We start from the raw sequence: 17,020 nt of genomic DNA on the forward strand, positions 1-17,020 counted from the left end.
CACTTTTGGGCGACCTGCATTAGTTCCCGAGATCGAAGCCCGGCCCTCGCGCCGGGCTTTTTCTTTGGCGTCATCGCCCGGCCGCCTCTGGCCCTCGCATCGGCGCACTCCATGTCATCTGCTTGAGGCAGGACAGGGAGAAACAGAATGACCGGATCCGCCAAGGCCACCGTCTTCATCGACAATGAGCGCGTCATCGTCACCGAATACCGCTTCCAGCCCGGCGACAACACCGGCTGGCACCGGCATCGCCATGACTACGTCGTGGTGCCGCTGATGGACGGCAAGGTGAAGCTGGTGACCAAGGACGGCGAGAGTTTTGCTGAAATGAAGAAGGGCGCGCCCTACTTCCGCAAGGAAGGCGTCGAGCACGACGTCATCAGCGCCAATGACGGCGAATACGCCTTCATCGAGATCGAGCTGAAATAGGCCTCAGACTGGTGCCGCGGCCGCCGATGTCTATTTAGTTTGAGCCACGGTTTTTTTGGCCTGCCTAGGCTTGCCGGGCTTCCGTCCGGTCGCGGGCTTCAGGACCTGCCCATATCCCTCTATAGCGCCCGTATACACACGATAGACAAACGTCTCTCGGCTTACGAAATACGCGACACTGGGCTGGCCGGATGCATCATTGGGGCGCGTCGGTCTGTGGGCCACTCGAACAATTGGGTGCGGTGGCTCGATGGCTCCCGGTAACATCACATGATCGCCGACCCGCGGAGCATATTCAAATATCAGCTCCTCCGGCGGGTCGTTGTCGACGGTAACAAGACACTTCACAACCATTCGAGCTTGCCTCCATGCTTGGCCAAGCATATCGGGGCTTCTGCCCGAGGGGCAACCGCCCGATAGATTCCCCGGGCCAAAATACTACCAGTCGGCGATGCGGTCGCCTCCGGTAAATTGCGCGCTTTTTGCGGTGTATTCGAACAGCTCGATCTTCACGCCGTTGGGGTCGCGGATCCAGGCCTGAAAAGTGTCGTCGCAGGCGTGCTTCTTGGCGGTGACGTCGATGCCCTTCGATTTGATATGGGCGATCGCCGCGTCGAGATCTTCGACTTCCAGGCAGAAATGGTTGATCTGGTTCTGCTCGCTGTATGCAGTGCCGTCCTTCTGGAACACCTCGACATGGCTGCGGCCGCCGCAATTGAGGTAGAAGCCGAAGACCTTGTCGTCGCGCAGGAAATTGAACTGCGTGTCGAGGCCAAGCACGTCGCGGTAGAAGCTTCGCGTCGCCTCCAGATCATGCGCGAAGATGCAGACATGGGCGAGTTGCTTGACCTTGATCATGATGGGCTCCTCGCAGTGAAATGGCTTCAGGTTGGCGGCGTGCCGTTTTCGGCCAGCACCGCGCCGGCGAGATATAACGACCCCCCGATCAGGATGCGTGGCGCCGGCCCGTCCCAGGTGTCGCGCAGCAGCATCAGCGCACTGGCGACGGAACTGACCGGTTCGGCCGTGAGGCCGGCTTCGGTCGCCCGCACCGCCAGCTCGTCATTCGGCACGCCGGCATCGCTCATGCTCACCGGCACGGTGTAGACGTGCCGAGCCAGGCCCTTGAAGGCGTGGAAGTAGCCGCTCTGGTCCTTGGTGTTGATCATGCCGGAGATCAGAAACAGCGGCCGCGGGTTCTTTTCCTCCTGCTCGGCCAGCGCCTCGGCAATGACCATGCCGGCGCCCGGATTGTGGCCGCCGTCGAGCCAGATGTCGGCGCCCTTGGGCGCCAGCTCCATCAGCCGGCCCTGTACCAGTTTCTGCATGCGGCCCGGCCATGCGACGCTCGCCATCGCCTTCTCAGTGGCGCGATGACTGATTTCGAAACCGGTGGCCTTGACGGCGGCAATCGCTGCCGCCGCATTGGCGAACTGGTGGCGCCCGGGCAGGCGCGGTGGCGGCAGGTCCATCAGCCCGTCCTCATCCTGATAGACCATGCGGCCGTTTTCCTCGAAGGCGAGAAAATCCTGGCCGTAGACGAAGGTCGGGCAATCCAGCCGCTCGGCGGTTTCGATCAGCACTTGCAGCGCCGTCTCGCTCTCCTGCGCGCCGATGACCACCGGGCAGCCGCGCTTCATGATGCCGGCCTTTTCGGCGGCGATCAGTTCGACCCGGTCGCCGAGATAGGCTTCGTGATCCATCGACACCGGCATGATCACCGACACCGCCGGCCGGGCAACGACATTGGTGGCGTCGAAGCGGCCGCCAAGGCCGACCTCGATGATGGCGGCGGCAGCCGGATGCTCGGAAAACAGGATGAAGGTGACGGCGGTTAGGATTTCGAAGACGGTGATCTTCTGGCCGGCATTGGCCCGGGCGACGCGGGCGATGGCCTCGGCGAAGGTCTCGTCGTCGACCAGCCGGCCGCCGCCCTCGGCCGCCAGCCGGTAGCGCTCGGCCCAGTTCACCAGATGCGGCGAAGTGTGGACATGGACAAGGTGGCCGCCGGCTTCGAGCAGCGCGCGCGAAAAGGCCGCGCACGAGCCCTTACCGTTGGTGCCGGCGATATGGATGACCGGCGGCAGCCGCTCCTGCGGATTGCCGAGGCGTTCGAGCAGCCTTGTGATGCGGTCGAGCGAAAGGTCGAAGCCTTTCGGATGCAGCGCCATCAGGGCTTCGATTTCACGATCTGCGGCAAGCGTTGTCATGAGCGAATCCTACGCATGCGCGCAGGTGCACGCAATCGCGGTTTGCGGCCAGAAATGTCGCGTCAGGCTTGCGGGCGGGCTTCCGTCGGGATGACCGACGGCGGCAGGATTTCCGGCTCCAGCGGCTTTTGCTCCTGCGGCAGTTTGAGCAGGATTTTCAACAGCCGTGAAATCGTCTCGCGCAGTTCCAGCCGCGACACCACCATATCGACCATGCCGTGCTCCATCAGATATTCGGAGCGCTGGAAACCGTCCGGCAGTTTCTCCCGGATGGTCTGCTCGATGACGCGCGGGCCGGCAAAGCCGATCAGCGCGCCGGGCTCGGCAATGTGGACGTCTCCCAGCATGGCGTAGGAGGCGGTAACGCCGCCGGTGGTCGGGTTGGTCAAGACGACGATGTATGGCAGGCCGGCTTCCTTCAGCCGGTCGACGCCGATCGTGGTGCGCGGTAACTGCATCAGGGACAGAATGCCTTCCTGCATGCGCGCGCCACCGGAGGCGGCAAACAGGATCAGCGGCCGCTTGCGCTGCAAGGCGACCTCGAAACCGTGCACAATGGCGTCACCCGCGGCCATGCCGAGCGAGCCGCCCATGAAGGCGAAATCCTGCACCGTCACCACAACCGGCAGGCCTTTGACCGTGCCCAGCGCGTTGATGATGGCGTCTTCCAGGCCGGTCTTGGCCTTGGCGTCCTTCAGCCGGTCCGTGTAGCGCTTCTCGTCGCGGAACTTGAGCGGGTCCTGCATGACCTTGGGGTTCTCAACCTGCTCGTATTTGCCGTCGTCGAGGAAGAATTTCAGCCGTTCCTTGGCCGAAATCTTCATGTGATGGCCCGATGACGGGATGACGAACTGGTTGGATTCCAGGTCCTTGTGAAACACCATCTCGCCGGTCTCGGGATCCTTGATCCAGAGATTCTCGGGCATGTCGGTGCGCCGACCGAGCATCGAATTGATCCTCGGGCGAACGTAATTGGTGATCCAGTTCATCGCTTCGGCTCCTGTCCTGACGAAGAGTTGGCTCGTGCATGTCGCCCAAAAGTGGGAACCGGTTTTGGGATAACGACTTGCACAAGGCCTAAGTAGGGAAACTATTCGGCAGCAGCAAGGCGGGCCGAACGCACGCCCTGAGACAGTCCGCTGACCAGGGTGGCGACGGCCTCGGCCGGGTCGGCGGTCTTCTCGCCCTTCGGTCCCAACACATTGGCGACCGCGTTGACGATCGCGGTGCCGACGACGACGCCATCGGCATTGGCGCCGATAATGCGCGCCTGCTCGGCGGTCTTGACGCCGAAGCCGACGCAGACCGGCAGATTGGTGTGGCCCTTGATGCGCTTGACCGCGGCGGCAACCTTGCCGGTGTCGGCCAAAGCCGAGCCGGTGATGCCGGTCATCGACACGTAATAGACGAAGCCCGACGTATTCTGCAGCACCTTGGGCAGGCGCTTGTCGTCGGTGGTCGGCGTTGCCAAGCGGATGAAGTTGATGCCGGCCTTCAGCGCCGGAATGCAGAGTTCTTCGTCCATCTCCGGTGGCAGGTCGACGACGATCAGCCCGTCAATGCCGCTGGCGATGGCGTCCTTGAGGAAGCGATCGACACCGTAGATGTAGATCGGGTTGTAGTAGCCCATCAGCACGATCGGCGTTTCATTGTCGGTGGCGCGGAAATCAGCCGCCGTCTTCAGCGTCTTGACCAGGGTCTGGCCACCTTTCAGCGCCCGCAGGCCAGCGGCCTGGATCGCCGGTCCATCGGCCATCGGATCGGAAAACGGCATGCCCATTTCAATGATGTCGGCGCCGGCCTTGGGCAGCGCCTTCATGATCGACAAAGCGGTGTCATAGTCGGGGTCGCCGCTCATGAAATAGGTGACGAGCGCCGGGCGGCCCTCGGCTTTCAGTTTTGCCATGCGGCGGTCGATGCGGGTCACCATGATCAGATCTCCATGCCCAGCATCGAGGCCACTGTGTGCACATCCTTGTCGCCGCGTCCCGACAGGTTGACGATGACGATCTGGTCCTTGTCCATATCAGGCACGATCTTCACCGCATGCGCGATGGCGTGGGCGGATTCCAGCGCCGGGATGATGCCTTCGACGCGCGTCGTCAGCTTGAAGGCTTCCAGCGCCTCGTCGTCGAGGATCGGCACATATTCGACGCGGCCGGAATCGCGCAGCCAGGAATGTTCGGGGCCGACGCCGGGATAGTCGAGGCCGGCTGAGATCGAATGGCCGTCGAGGATCTGGCCGTCGGCGTTCTGCAAGAGATAGGTGCGGTTGCCGTGCAGCACGCCGGGCGCGCCGGCATTCATCGAGGCGCAATGCTCGATGCCGTCAAGGCCGCGGCCGCCGGCTTCGATGCCGATGATGCGGACTTCTTTGTCATCCAGGAACGGATGGAACAGGCCGATGGCGTTCGAGCCGCCGCCGACAGCCGCGATGATGGTGTCGGGTGGCCGGCCTTCCTGTTCGAGGATCTGGGCGCGCGCCTCGATGCCGATCACCGACTGGAAGTCGCGCACCAGCTCCGGATAGGGATGCGGGCCGGCGGCAGTGCCGATCAGGTAATAAGTGTCCTCGACATTGGTGACCCAGTCGCGCAACGCTTCGTTCATGGCGTCCTTCAGCGTGCCGTGACCGGCGGTCACCGGCCGCACTTCGGCGCCGAGCAGCTTCATGCGGAAGACGTTGGGGCTTTGGCGGGCGACATCGGTGGCGCCCATATAAACGACGCAGGGAAAGCCGAAGCGCGCCGCGACCGTGGCCGCGGCAACGCCGTGCTGACCAGCGCCCGTCTCGGCGATGATGCGCTTCTTGCCCATGCGCTTGGCCAGCAGGATCTGGCCGAGGCAGTTGTTGATCTTGTGCGAACCGGTGTGGTTCAAATCCTCGCGCTTGAAGTAGACTTTGGCGCCGCCCCCGAGGCCCTTCGCCGAGGAAACCTCACGAAGGTGTTTTGTGAGCCCTTCGGCGAAATACAGCTTTGATGGCCGACCGGCATAATGGGTCGACAGGTCGGTCAGTTCGGCCTTGAAGTCCGGATCGTTCTTGACCTCGTTCCAGTGCCGTTCGAGGTCGAGGATCAGCGGCATCAGCGTCTCGGCCACGAAGCGGCCCCCGAAGATGCCGAACATGCCCTGTTCGTCGGGTCCCGTGCGGAAGGAATTGGGTGTCGCCGGCTTGTTCATCGCCGATCTCCTGGTCTTGGTTCTGAGCATGTCTTATCGGAAAACCGGTTCCCACTTCTCCGGAACATGCTCGGGTTCGAAAGAAGTGCCTCAGGCAGCGCGGTCGTCGCGCGCGACCCTGACGGCCCGGAAGAACTGCTCGATCAGCGCCGGATCCTTGACGCCCGGGCCGCTTTCCACCCCCGACGAAATGTCTATCGCGGGCGGATTGGCTGATATCAGGGCGTCGCCGATATTGGCGGCGTTGAGCCCACCGGAAAGCATGTAATCGAGCCCGGCGTCAAGGCCGGCCAGGATGCGCCAGTCAAAGGCGACGCCATTGCCGCCCGGAAGTTGCGAGCCCTTTGGTGGCTTGGCATCGAACATGAAGCGATCGGCAACGCCGATGAACGGCTTTAGCCGCTCGAGATCGGCTACCTCACTGACGGAGAACACCTTCATGACAGGCAGGCCGTAGCGAGCTTTCACCTCGGCCACCCGCTCGGGCGTCTCCGTGCCGTGCAACTGCAGCATGTCGGGGCGCATCTTTGCGACGATCTCATCCAGGAACGCGTCATCGGCATCGACCGTCACGGCGACCGCCCTGGCCTTGCCGATTGCCGCCTCGCGCAGGCGGCCGGCTGCCGCAGGCTCGACATAGCGCGGGCTTTTAGCAAAGAAGATGAAGCCGACATGGCTGGCGCCGCCGGCCAGGGCCGCGGCCATTGCCTCATCGGTCTTCAATCCACAGATCTTGATATCGAGCGCCATGGCGCGGGGCTTGGCACGAAACCGGCCAAGAGTCGAGAAAAAGCATGCTGTTTGCCGGCAACGCCAAAGGCGCTACCTATTGATGGGAGAAGCAAGGCGGAGCAGACGAATGGCCGACCAGAGCATAGCCGAACTCAGGCAGAAGATCGCGCAAGCGCGCGACGTCATCGCCCATCTGATGCAAAAGGCCGCCTTCGACGGGGCGGAAGCGCACCGGGTCCTGGATTATTTCGGCAGCGATGCGTTCGAGCAGAATTTCCTGCCATGGCCGCGCCATGGCGACGAAGGGCTGCGGCCTGAAGAGCTTAATGCGGCCAATGATGATTGAGCGCGCCGCCGGCGAAGGCTAATCGAACACAATCGCCTGCAATGCCCCACCATTCCGCTTCAGCCAGTCCTTGCAGCGGTCGGTGTCGGGGCAGAGCTGCTCGCACAGTTTCCAGAATTTCGGGCCGTGGTTCATCTCCTTGAGATGCGCCACCTCATGCGCGACCAAGTAGTTTATCACCGGCGTCGGCGCCATCATGATGCGCCATGAGAAGGACAAATTGCCGTCGGAAGTGCAGGAGCCCCAGCGGCTCGACGTGTCCTTGAAGCGGATAGCCTTGGCGCGCTTGCCGATGGCCTCGGTATGCTTGACCACCAGCTTCTCGATGTCCTTCTTGGCCTCGCGCCTGAGGAAATCGGCGATGCGGCGCGGCAAATGTATGCGCTCGCCATGGACGATCAGCAGCGGACCGCGCTCGTCGCGCGACACGGTGACGGTGCCGCGTTTCGACGGTTCGTGGACGATGCGATGCGCGACGCCGCGTATCGGGATCTTGATGCCGGGGCGCACTTGCGGCCGTGTCGGTACCTTGGCCAGACGCTGCTCCAGCCAGCCCTGATGGCGGTGAAGGAATTTCTCCACCTCGCCGCGGCGCAGGCCCGGCGGCACGGTGATGCGCAGCCCCTGGCCGCCCGAATCGATGCGCAGCGTCAGCCGCCGTGCGCGGGCGCTCTCGACGATCCTGAGCGGCAGTGTGCGGCCGGCAACGACGTGCTCTCGCTCTTCGACAGGCGAGGGTTTTGGTTTGGTCAGGTTGCGGAAAAAGCCGAAGGACATGGCTGAACGATACGCGATTCGAGGAAAACGACCAGAACAAAAAAGAAACGGCGCCGCTCGCGCGACGCCGTCCATCATGCCAAGGCCTGTCTTAGAGCGCCGCGCGTCTCTGACGCGCAAAGGACGCTGTAGCACTCTAATTCGGCGCATGAACCTTTCCGAAAATCGGTTTCGATTTTCGGGGTCATGCGCGCAGCCTCAGTCGTCAAGCAGGTTCGGGCCCTTGCGCTTGGGCGTCGCGGGCTTGGCCGTTTCGGCCGAGCCTGTCTTCGCAGGCGCTGTCGACTTGTTGCGGTTGGCCATGAAGCGGTCGAACTCGTCCTGGTCCTTGGCGCGGCGCAATTCGCGGGCGTACTCGTCGAACTCGCTCAGCATCTCATCGAGCTTGCGACGCTCTTCGGCGAGGCGTTCGAGTTCCTTCTCGCGCCAGTCGTCGAAAGCGACATTGCCGGTGCGGGCCGAACCGTGGCCCCAGCGCGCGGCCTTGTCGGAACCGCGACGGCAGCCGGCGAAGATGCCGTCGGTGGCCCGGTTGACGTCGCGCTTGAAGCCGTCAAGCCGGTCGCCCCAGATGATGTAGGCGAGCATGGCGAAGCCAAGCGGCCAGAACACCATGAAGCCGATCACCATCAGCGCGATGGTCGCCGGCGTCCAGGCCGGGCGGATCAATGCGGATGTGTTCATTTTCTCCCATTCCTTCGGTTGGAGACAGCCAAGAGCGGCTGCGTGGATTCGAAATGGGATGAGAAAAACGGCGATTCAAGACAACGTCCGCCAAAACCGGACAAGGTCCTGAATTGATTATCGCTTTTTGACCGCTTCGAGGAAAAGCACGACCAGGCCGGCGACCAAGCCCCAGAAGGCGGCGCCAACGCCGAACAAAGTCAGCCCCGACGCGGTGACAACGAAGGTGACAGTAGCCGCCATGCGCTGGTCCTCGTCCTTGAGCGCGATCGCCAGCGCGTTGGCCAGCGACCCCATCAACGCCAGGCCGGCCACCAGCACGATCAGGCTTTGCGGCAGCACTGCGAAGATCGCCACCAGCGAGGCGCCGAAAACCGCGAAGATCAGATAGGCAAGTGCATAGAAGGGTCCGGTCTTCCAGCGCTCGGCCGGGTCGGGATGGACGTCCGGCCCGGTGCAGATCGCCGCAGAGATCGCGGCCAGATTGGTGGTCGAGCCGCCAAACGGCGCCGACAGCAGCGAGAACAGGCCGGTGACGCCGATCAGCGGGCCGGGTTCGGGGTGATAGCCGGCGGCGCGCAAGACGGCGAGACCCGACAGGTTCTGCGACGCCATGGTGACGAGGTAGAGCGGCAGCGCCAGGCCGATGACAGCTGCGGCGCTGAAATGCGGAGCAATCAGCGTCAGCGTCGACAGTTCCGGTGCCGGCAGTCCGCCGACGCGGCCTGTCAGGAAGGCGGCGATGCCGCCGCCGATCAGCACCGCCAGCACCGACAGCGCCGGGTTGAACAGGCGAATGACGAAGAAGGCCGCGATCAGCGGCAGGATCAACCAGGGGTCGACCGGAATGGTCTTGACGGCATTGAGCGCGAAGGTGACGACGATGCCCGCCAGCATGCCGGACGCGACTGACGCCGGTATCCTTGATATCAGCTGGGTCAGCGGCTTGAACAGGCCGGTGGCGATCAACATTAGGCCGGTGACGATGAAGGCGCCGACCGCATCGGCCATGGTAAACCCGCTCGATGCCGCCATCAGCGCCAGGCCCGGTGTCGACCAGGCGGTGATGATGGGTATTTTCGTGCGCCAGGACAGCCACAAGCATTCGATCGCCATCGCCACGCACACTGCCGTCACCCAGCTCGCGGTTTCGGCTTGCGTGGCGCCAACCGCCTTGGCGGCGGCAATGACGACGGCCAGCGTGCCGCCGAAGCCGACGATTGCCGCGACAAAGGCGGATATCGGGATGGAAATGCGCATTCTCGCCTACCCCGCCCGCTGAACCATGTCGCCCACCGCCCTCAGCAGCATGTCGAGATCCTGCGGCCGCGACAGGCGGTGGTCGCCGTCGGGAATGAGCGACAAGGTGACGTCGTCGGCCGGCAGCAGCGAGACCAGCTTCAGCGCATGGCTTGCCGGCACATCGGCATCGGCCAGGCCCTGCAGGATGTGGACGGGGCAATGGGTATCGATCGGCCCGGTCATGACCCGGTTCGCCCTGCCGTCCTCGATCAGCGCGCTTGTGTAGATGTAAGGCTCGGCGGAATAGTCCGAAGGTTCTTCGAAAAAGCCTTTCTCCCGGAGGTCGCGCCTCTGTTCCTCCGTCAGAGCCGGCTCGACCAGCTCGGCGGTGAAATCCGGCGCCGGCGCGAGCAGCACCAGGCCAACCACATTGCTGTCGCCCGCCTTGCGCAGTTCCTGCACCATGCGCAGCGCGATCCAGGCGCCCATCGACGAGCCGACCAGGATTTGCTTGCCCTCGGTGAAACGCCGGAAGACGGCGAGGCTCTCGCCAAGCCATTTCGAAATGGTGCCGTCGGCAAAGGCGCCGCCGGATTCGCCATGGCCGGAATAATCGTGGCGCAGATACGCGCGGCCTTCCCTTGCCGCCCAATCCGACAACGTCTGCGCCTTCGTGCCCAGCATGTCGGATTTATAGCCGCCGAGCCAGACGATGCCGGGCGTTGCGCCCGAGGAATGGCGAACCGCGATATCAATGCCGTCGACATCCAGCAGGGTTGGGGCGGTCGCGGTCATGGCTGTGGATCAATCCTGGTTCTGGGGGCCTGATTGCGGGAGCCTGATTTTACTCGCCGGTCTTTTGACACAGGCACAGGCGAGGCGGAAAGTGCTCGCGACATCCTTTGTTTGGTGCAGGCCTGCGATCAGGGTGATTTTCTGTCAGCGCTGTGCTATTGACTCCGCCCGCGCGCTCACCACATTGGCGCGTCCTGAACATTTCTAGATTGAAACCCTGAACGAAACGGCCAAGGAGACCACGACCATTCGCAGACCTTTCAAAGCAGCGGCGCCCACCAAAGATGGCCCGCGCTCCAACCGTGATATCCGGGTTCCCCGGGTCCAACTGATCGACGCCGATGGCCAGAACCGCGGCGATATTTCCATCAACGACGCATTGCTGCTCGCCGAAGAGGCAGGGCTCGATCTGGTCGAGATCTCGCCCAATGCGGTGCCGCCTGTCGTCAAAATTCTCGATCTCGGCAAATTGAAATACGCCAACCAGAAGAAGGCGGCCGAGGCGCGCAAGAACCAGAAGGTCATCGAGATCAAGGAGATCAAGATGCGCCCGAACATCGACAGCCATGACTACGAAACCAAGATGAAGGCCGTGCGGCGCTTCTTCGAGGAAGGTGACAAGGTCAAGCTGACGCTGCGCTTCCGCGGCCGCGAGATGGCGCATATGGAACTCGGCATGCAGCTCCTGAACAAGGTGCGCGAGGAGACGGCTACCATCGCCAAGGTCGAAGCCGAGCCGAAGCTGGAAGGCCGCCAGATGATGATGGTGCTGGCCCCGCGCTAGATCAGTTCGGGCGTTGCGCTCTAAATCCGCCTGAATCCTGTCTCATGGCGTCCCGGCGATCGGCGGGACGCCGATTCTCCTGTCCAGACGCCGCGATCGCCGGCAAAGCTTCTCGACGATCGGATTCCCGACATGGCCAATGAAATCAACCCTGCGCCCATCAAGGAGCTGGGCGGCTACCAGCACATGCGCCGGATGGTGCTTGCGGTGCTGGTGGTGGTGCTGTTTGCGGCACTGCTGTTCGGCCAGTCGACCTTCCCGCCCGATACCCCGGTGCATGAAACGATCGAGATGGTCGGCGTGCTGCTGATCTTCCTTGGCGTCGTCGGCCGCTTGTGGTCGACACTCTATATCGGGGGGCGCAAATCCTCCGAAGTGGTCACCGGCGGACCCTATTCGATCACCCGCAATCCTCTCTACGTGTTCTCGACCGTTGCCGCCGCCGGCGTCGGGGCGCAGATCGGCTCGTTCTCCGGCATCGTCCTGTTTGCGCTTTTGTGCGCCGGCGCCTTCCACATCGTCATCCTGCGCGAGGAACGGTATCTCAAGGAGGTTCTCGGCGCGCCCTACACAGCCTATCTGGCGCGGGTGCCGCGTTTCTTCCCCCAGCTGTCGCTCTACCAGGAAGGCGACACCGGCAGCTTCAAGCCGCGCCTCTTGCTGACCACCTTGCTCGACGGGCTGGTGTTTCTGGTGGCGTTGCCGGTGTTCGAGACCATCGATGGTGCCCAGCAATCGGGCATTCTGCCGGTGCTGTTTAGGCTGCCCTGATCGCGGAGAGAGCGTCGCAGCCGCTCGGGTGTTGCGCGCCAGCCCGCTTTGACGTATAGGACCGCCGTTCCAAGAAAACCGCCCGGCAGGGCATGCCGTGGCGGTTTCATTTGCTTTTCGGGCTTTTGGTCCGCCCGAAGCGAACAAGAAGCGCGATTGTGCGCCACCAATACGGAGTAGCAAAATGCCCAAGATGAAGACCAAATCGGCCGCCAAGAAGCGGTTCAAGATCACAGGTACGGGTAAAGTCCTGTCGGCTGCGGCCGGCAAGCGTCACGGCATGATCAAGCGTTCCAACAAGTTCATTCGAAATGCCCGCGGCACGATGGTTCTGGCTGAACCGGATGGCAAGAAGGTCATCAAGAATTTTCTGCCGAACGGCCTCTGAGCATTCGGTTTCAGGAACAGCGTTTAAGGAGATCATGACATGGCACGCGTAAAAAGAGGCGTCACCTCGCACGCCAAGCACAAGAAGGTCCTGAAAGCCGCGAAAGGCTTCTACGGCCGCCGCAAGAACACCATTCGCATCGCCAAGCAGGCGGTCGAAAAGTCGATGCAGTATGCGTATCGCGACCGCAAGAACCGCAAGCGCTCGTTCCGCGCGCTGTGGATCCAGCGCATCAACGCCGCGACGCACGAGCATGGCCTGACCTATGGCCGCTTCATCGACGGCCTCAACAAGTCCGGTATCGAGATCGATCGCAAGATCCTGTCCGACATGGCCATCCATGAACCGCAGGCGTTCGCCGCACTCGTGGCCAAGGCCAAGGTCGCGCTCGAATATCTGAAGAACACCACCCCGAATGCTTTTGAAAGCGCTGTCGCCTAGAGCATGATGCCAAAAAGTTGCTGACTTTTTGGACAACATCATGCTCAGGGAAATTTAGCGAGGAGCGCGATCTTTCCGAAAAGTCTGCAACTTTTCGGGATCGGCCTCCGAGCCCAGCGCTTCCCAGCATTCGCAATTCTGATTGGGGAACCCGCGCTGGCACGGCTGGCGCGGGTTTTTCTTATGGCTGAACTTTCAACTTGAAAGTGACTTTCACCTCAAAGTTGACTCCCAACACAGCGAGTTTGACCGTGAACGACATAGCTACCGGCTTGGATACTCTCGAAAACTCCCTGATGGCCGACGTCGCGTCGGCCGCCGATGAGGCTGCTATCGAAGCCGTGCGCGTCGCGGCTCTCGGCAAAAAGGGGTCGATCTCGGAATTGCTGAAGACACTGGGCGCGATGAGCGCCGAGGAGCGCCAGGTCAAGGGCCCCGCGATCAACGGCCTGAAGAACCGCGTCACCGAAGCGCTGACGACACGCAAGGCCGAGCTGAAGGATGTGGCGGTCACGGCGCGCCTTGCCGCCGAGACGGTCGACGTGACGCTGCCGGTGCGGCAATCGCCGGCCGAGCGCGGCCGCATCCATCCGATCAGCCAGGTCATCGACGAGATCGCGGCGATCTTCGGCGATCTCGGCTTTGCCATCGCAGAAGGTCCCGATGTCGAGAGCGACTATTACAATTTCACCGCGCTGAATTTCCCCGAAGGGCATCCGGCGCGCGAGATGCACGATACCTTCTTTTTCCAGCCGGACGAAAAGGGCGAGCGCAAGCTGTTGCGCACGCACACCTCGCCGGTACAGATCCGCACCATGGAGAAGCAGAAGCCGCCGATCCGCATCGTCATTCCCGGCAAGACCTACCGGCAGGATTCCGACGCTACCCACTCGCCGATGTTCCATCAGGTCGAGGGGCTGGTGATCGACAAATCGGCCAATGTCGCCAACATGAAGTGGGTGCTGGAAGAATTCTGCAAGGCTTTCTTCGAGGTGCCGCAGGTCAAGATGCGCTTCCGGCCGTCGTTCTTCCCGTTCACCGAGCCAAGCCTCGAGGTCGACATCCAATGCGACCGCTCGCGGCCCGGCGAAGTGCGCTTCGGCGAAGGCTCCGACTGGATGGAGATCCTCGGCTGCGGCATGGTCCACCCCAATGTGCTGCGCGCCGGCGGGCTCGATCCCGACGAATATCAGGGCTTTGCCTGGGGCATGGGAATCGACCGCATCGCCATGCTGAAATACGGCATGCCGGACCTGCGCGCCTTCTTCGACGCCGATGTCCGCTGGCTGTCGCATTACGGTTTCCGGCCGCTCGACATGCCGACGCTGTTCGGAGGTCTTTCCGCATGACGGCGCCGCACGCCGGTGGCTGCCGCTGCGGCGCGGTACGGTTCGAGGCCTCGGTCGAACCGCACCATGTCAGCTATTGCCATTGCGGCGATTGCCGGCGCGCCAGCGGCGCGCCGGTGTCGGCCTTTGTCGGCTTCCTTACCGAGCAGGTGGCTTTCACCGGCAAGGCACTGAAGATGTACGAGAACGGCCCGGTTACACGCTCGTTCTGCGGCATTTGCGGCTCGCCTATCGCCTATGTCGACGAGCGGCTGGAAGACCACATCTATTTCATGCTGGGCGCCATGGACATGCCGGCCTATTTCCGGCCGACGCACCATGCCTATGTGCGCGAGCAGCTGCCCTTCGTGCATATGCCCGACGACTTGCCGCGCCATTTGAAGACAAGCGTGCCCAGACCCGATGGACAAGGTCCGGGCGGGTACAGACAAAACGGAACATAGTGATGAAACTCACCCTTTCCTGGCTCAAGGATCATCTCGACACCGACGCCACGCTCGACGAGATCGTCGAGAGGCTGACCTCGATCGGCCTCGAAGTCGAGCATGTCGACGACAAGGCCGGCCTGAAGCCGTTCGTCATCGCCAAGGTGCTGACGGCGGTGCAGCATCCCGACGCCGACCGGCTGCGGGTGCTGACCGTCGACACCGGCAATGGCGCAGCCCCTGTCCAGGTGGTGTGCGGTGCGCCGAATGCCCGCGCCGGCCTGATCGGCGCCTTCGCCGCGCCCGGCGCCTATGTGCCCGGTATCGACGTGACGCTGACCGTCGGCAAGATCCGCGGCGTCGAGAGCCATGGCATGATGTGTTCCGAGCGCGAGCTGGAGCTGTCGGATGAGCACAATGGCATTATCGACCTGCCGGCCGATGCGCCTGTCGGCACCAGCTTCGCGGCTTACGCGCATCTCGACGATCCGGTGATCGAGATCAATCTGACGCCGAACCGGCCGGATGCGACCAGCATTTACGGCGTCGCCCGGGACCTGGCGGCAAGCGGGCTTGGCCGGCTCAAGACCGCGCCGGTCGAAGCGGTCCTTGGCAAAGGTGAAACGCCGGTCAAGGTGACCATCGAGGCGCCGGAGCTCTGCCCCGGTTTCGCGCTGCGCCTGGTGAAAGGCGTGAAGAACGGGCCGTCGCCGAAATGGCTGCAGCAAAGGCTGATCGCCATCGGCTTGCGCCCGATCAGCGCGCTGGTCGACATCACCAACTACGTCACCTTCGACCGTGGCCGGCCGCTGCATGTGTTCGATGCCAAGAAGGTCGCCGGCAATCTCGTCGTGCGCCGCGCACGCGACGGCGAGAAGGTGCTGGCGCTCGACGGGCGCGAATACACGCTGACGCCGCAGATGTGCGTGATCGCCGACGACAATGGCGTCGAATCGATCGCCGGTGTCATGGGCGGCGAGCATTCCGGCTGTGACGAGAACACCACGGACGTGCTGATCGAATCCGCTCTTTGGGATCCGATCACCACGGCCCGCACCGGCCGTACGCTCGGCATCATCACCGATGCCCGTTACCGTTTCGAGCGTGGCGTCGACCCGGAATTCATGGTGCCCGGCGTCGAGCTGGCGACAAAGCTGGTGCTGGAGTTCTGCGGCGGAGAGCCGACCGAGACGGAGGTGGTCGGCTATGCCGGCTACAAGCCGAAGATCGTTTCCTTCCCGATCTCGGAAGTGAAGCGGCTGACCGGCATCGAGGTGCCGAAGGCGGAAAGCCTCGACATCCTGACCCGCCTCGGCTTCAAGCCGTCAGGCTCGGGCGACGTCGTCGATGTCGCTGTGCCGTCCTGGCGTCCTGACGTCGACGGCAAGGCCGACCTGGTCGAGGAAGTGATGCGCATCCACGGCGTCGACAACATCGCGCCGCAGCCGCTCGGCGCGCATGACGCGGTCAACTCCAAGATACTGACGACGGTGCAGGTTCGCACCCGCACTGCCAAGCGCTCGCTCGCCGTGCGGGGCATGCTGGAGGTTCTCACCTGGTCGTTCATCCCGGCCAAACACGCCGAACTGTTCGGCGGCGGCCAGACGGCGCTGAAGCTCGCCAATCCCATTGCAGCCGACATGTCCGACATGCGGCCCTCGTTGTTGCCCGGCCTGATCGTCGCCGCGCAGCGCAATGCCGACAAGGGGATCGGCGATGTCGCGCTGTTCGAGGTCTCCGGTAGCTATGAGGGCGACGGCCCCGACCAGCAGCGGCGCGTTGCCGCCGGTGTGCGCCGCGGCACCGCCAAGCTCGACGGTTCCGGCCGCAGTTGGGCCGGCAATTCCGGTCCGGTCGGCGTGTTCGACGCCAAAGCCGACGCGATTGCAGCGCTGGAAGCCTGCGGCGCGCCGGTCGACAGGCTGCAGATCGAGCCAGGCGGTCCGGCCTGGTATCATCCCGGCCGCTCCGGCACGATCAAGCTCGGCCCGAAGACAGTGCTCGGCACCTTCGGCGAGTTCCACCCGAAGACGCTGGAGGGGTTGGACGTTTCCGGACCGATCTGCGGTTTCGAGGTCTATATCGACGCCGTGCCCGAGCCGAAGGCCAAGCCGACGAAAACCAAGCCAAAGCTGGAGCTGTCCGCCTTCCAGGCGGTGAAGCGCGACTTTGCTTTCGTCGTCGACAAGACGGTGGAGGCCGGCGCGCTGGTGCGCGCGGCGCTCGCCGCCGACAAGAAGCTGGTCACCGGCGTTTCGGTGTTCGATGTGTTCGAGGGGGCATCTCTCGGGACCGCCAAGAAGTCGATTGCCATCGAAGTATCTATCCAGCCGGTTGAAAAGACGCTCACCGACGAGGATTTCGAGGCGCTGGCCAAGCGCATCGTCGACAATGTCGGCAAGCAAACGGGCGGCATGCTGAGAACGTAGAGCGGCTAACGCCGCCCTACGTATTTCGACTTCAG

At 63.1% G+C, this 17,020-nt stretch carries 19 protein-coding genes; 9 read left to right on the plus strand and 10 right to left on the minus strand.

Going from position 1 to position 17,020, the window contains the following annotated elements; genetic code table 11:
* Positions 1-147 precede the first annotated feature (147 nt).
* Positions 148-429, plus strand: coding sequence for a cupin domain-containing protein (locus tag X757_RS157960; RefSeq protein ID WP_023672296.1), 282 nt, complete (start codon positions 148-150; stop codon positions 427-429).
* 438 nt (positions 430-867) lie between these two features.
* Here X757_RS157960 and X757_RS157950 read toward each other — a convergent pair whose 3' ends face one another.
* From X757_RS157950 to X757_RS157925, 6 genes are all read right to left on the minus strand, one after another.
* Positions 868-1,287, minus strand: a complete 420-nt coding sequence (locus tag X757_RS157950) for a VOC family protein (RefSeq protein ID WP_023681395.1) — start codon at positions 1,285-1,287, stop codon at positions 868-870.
* Positions 1,288-1,313: 26 nt separating this feature from the next.
* On the minus strand, positions 1,314-2,639 hold the full coding sequence (locus X757_RS157945; protein ID WP_023672293.1) for a folylpolyglutamate synthase/dihydrofolate synthase family protein: 1,326 nt from the start codon (positions 2,637-2,639) through the stop codon (positions 1,314-1,316).
* Between the two features lie 62 nt (positions 2,640-2,701).
* Complete coding sequence (gene accD, locus X757_RS157940; protein WP_023725573.1) at positions 2,702-3,628, minus strand: acetyl-CoA carboxylase, carboxyltransferase subunit beta; 927 nt, start codon at positions 3,626-3,628, stop codon at positions 2,702-2,704.
* Positions 3,629-3,729: 101 nt separating this feature from the next.
* The gene (trpA, locus tag X757_RS157935) at positions 3,730-4,569 is read right to left on the minus strand and encodes a tryptophan synthase subunit alpha (RefSeq protein ID WP_023693067.1); all 840 of its coding nucleotides are present in this window, start codon (positions 4,567-4,569) and stop codon (positions 3,730-3,732) included.
* Positions 4,570-4,571: 2 nt separating this feature from the next.
* Positions 4,572-5,822, minus strand: coding sequence for a tryptophan synthase subunit beta (trpB, locus tag X757_RS157930; protein WP_023725574.1), 1,251 nt, complete (start codon positions 5,820-5,822; stop codon positions 4,572-4,574).
* Positions 5,823-5,912: 90 nt separating this feature from the next.
* The gene (locus X757_RS157925) at positions 5,913-6,572 is read right to left on the minus strand and encodes a phosphoribosylanthranilate isomerase (protein WP_023725575.1); all 660 of its coding nucleotides are present in this window, start codon (positions 6,570-6,572) and stop codon (positions 5,913-5,915) included.
* A 109-nt stretch (positions 6,573-6,681) separates the two neighbouring features.
* On the opposite strand from X757_RS157925, the gene X757_RS157920 reads away from it, so the two are divergent.
* Complete coding sequence (locus tag X757_RS157920; RefSeq protein ID WP_023672288.1) at positions 6,682-6,900, plus strand: hypothetical protein; 219 nt, start codon at positions 6,682-6,684, stop codon at positions 6,898-6,900.
* A gap of 18 nt (positions 6,901-6,918) precedes the next feature.
* On the opposite strand, the gene X757_RS157915 is transcribed toward X757_RS157920, so the two are convergent.
* From X757_RS157915 to X757_RS157900, 4 genes are all read right to left on the minus strand, one after another.
* The gene (locus X757_RS157915; protein WP_023681391.1) at positions 6,919-7,677 is read right to left on the minus strand and encodes a M48 family metallopeptidase; all 759 of its coding nucleotides are present in this window, start codon (positions 7,675-7,677) and stop codon (positions 6,919-6,921) included.
* 198 nt (positions 7,678-7,875) lie between these two features.
* Positions 7,876-8,361 (minus strand): DUF2852 domain-containing protein, encoded by a 486-nt coding sequence (locus X757_RS157910; protein ID WP_023672286.1) that lies wholly within the window; start codon positions 8,359-8,361, stop codon positions 7,876-7,878.
* Positions 8,362-8,478: 117 nt separating this feature from the next.
* On the minus strand, positions 8,479-9,621 hold the full coding sequence (locus tag X757_RS157905; protein ID WP_023681390.1) for a benzoate/H(+) symporter BenE family transporter: 1,143 nt from the start codon (positions 9,619-9,621) through the stop codon (positions 8,479-8,481).
* A gap of 6 nt (positions 9,622-9,627) precedes the next feature.
* Positions 9,628-10,398 carry a carboxylesterase gene (locus tag X757_RS157900; RefSeq protein ID WP_023725576.1) on the minus strand — a complete coding sequence of 257 codons (771 nt, stop codon included), beginning with the start codon at positions 10,396-10,398 and terminating at the stop codon, positions 9,628-9,630.
* Between the two features lie 247 nt (positions 10,399-10,645).
* Between X757_RS157900 and infC the strand changes: the two genes are divergently transcribed.
* The 7 genes from infC (at position 10,646) to pheT (ending at position 16,985) form a co-directional block, all read left to right on the plus strand.
* A complete protein-coding gene (infC, locus tag X757_RS157895) occupies positions 10,646-11,182 on the plus strand; it encodes a translation initiation factor IF-3 (RefSeq protein WP_023744911.1) in 537 nt (178 codons plus the stop codon).
* Between the two features lie 132 nt (positions 11,183-11,314).
* Positions 11,315-11,953, plus strand: coding sequence for an isoprenylcysteine carboxylmethyltransferase family protein (locus X757_RS157890; RefSeq protein ID WP_023681388.1), 639 nt, complete (start codon positions 11,315-11,317; stop codon positions 11,951-11,953).
* 184 nt (positions 11,954-12,137) lie between these two features.
* Complete coding sequence (gene rpmI / locus X757_RS157885) at positions 12,138-12,341, plus strand: 50S ribosomal protein L35 (protein ID WP_006201248.1); 204 nt, start codon at positions 12,138-12,140, stop codon at positions 12,339-12,341.
* A 39-nt stretch (positions 12,342-12,380) separates the two neighbouring features.
* Positions 12,381-12,782, plus strand: coding sequence for a 50S ribosomal protein L20 (gene rplT / locus X757_RS157880; protein ID WP_023672281.1), 402 nt, complete (start codon positions 12,381-12,383; stop codon positions 12,780-12,782).
* A gap of 296 nt (positions 12,783-13,078) precedes the next feature.
* Positions 13,079-14,131, plus strand: coding sequence for a phenylalanine--tRNA ligase subunit alpha (gene pheS / locus X757_RS157875; RefSeq protein ID WP_032891898.1), 1,053 nt, complete (start codon positions 13,079-13,081; stop codon positions 14,129-14,131).
* Positions 14,128-14,574: a GFA family protein gene (locus tag X757_RS157870; protein WP_023681387.1), complete on the plus strand. Its 447-nt coding sequence runs from the start codon at positions 14,128-14,130 to the stop codon at positions 14,572-14,574. The genes pheS and X757_RS157870 overlap by 4 nt, the downstream gene beginning before the upstream one ends.
* Positions 14,575-14,576: 2 nt before the next feature.
* A complete protein-coding gene (gene pheT, locus X757_RS157865) occupies positions 14,577-16,985 on the plus strand; it encodes a phenylalanine--tRNA ligase subunit beta (protein WP_023725577.1) in 2,409 nt (802 codons plus the stop codon).
* The last annotated feature ends 35 nt before the right edge of the window (positions 16,986-17,020 follow it).

It is taken from the genome of Mesorhizobium sp. LSHC412B00 (assembly GCF_000503035.1).
Classification (GTDB): domain Bacteria; phylum Pseudomonadota; class Alphaproteobacteria; order Rhizobiales; family Rhizobiaceae; genus Mesorhizobium.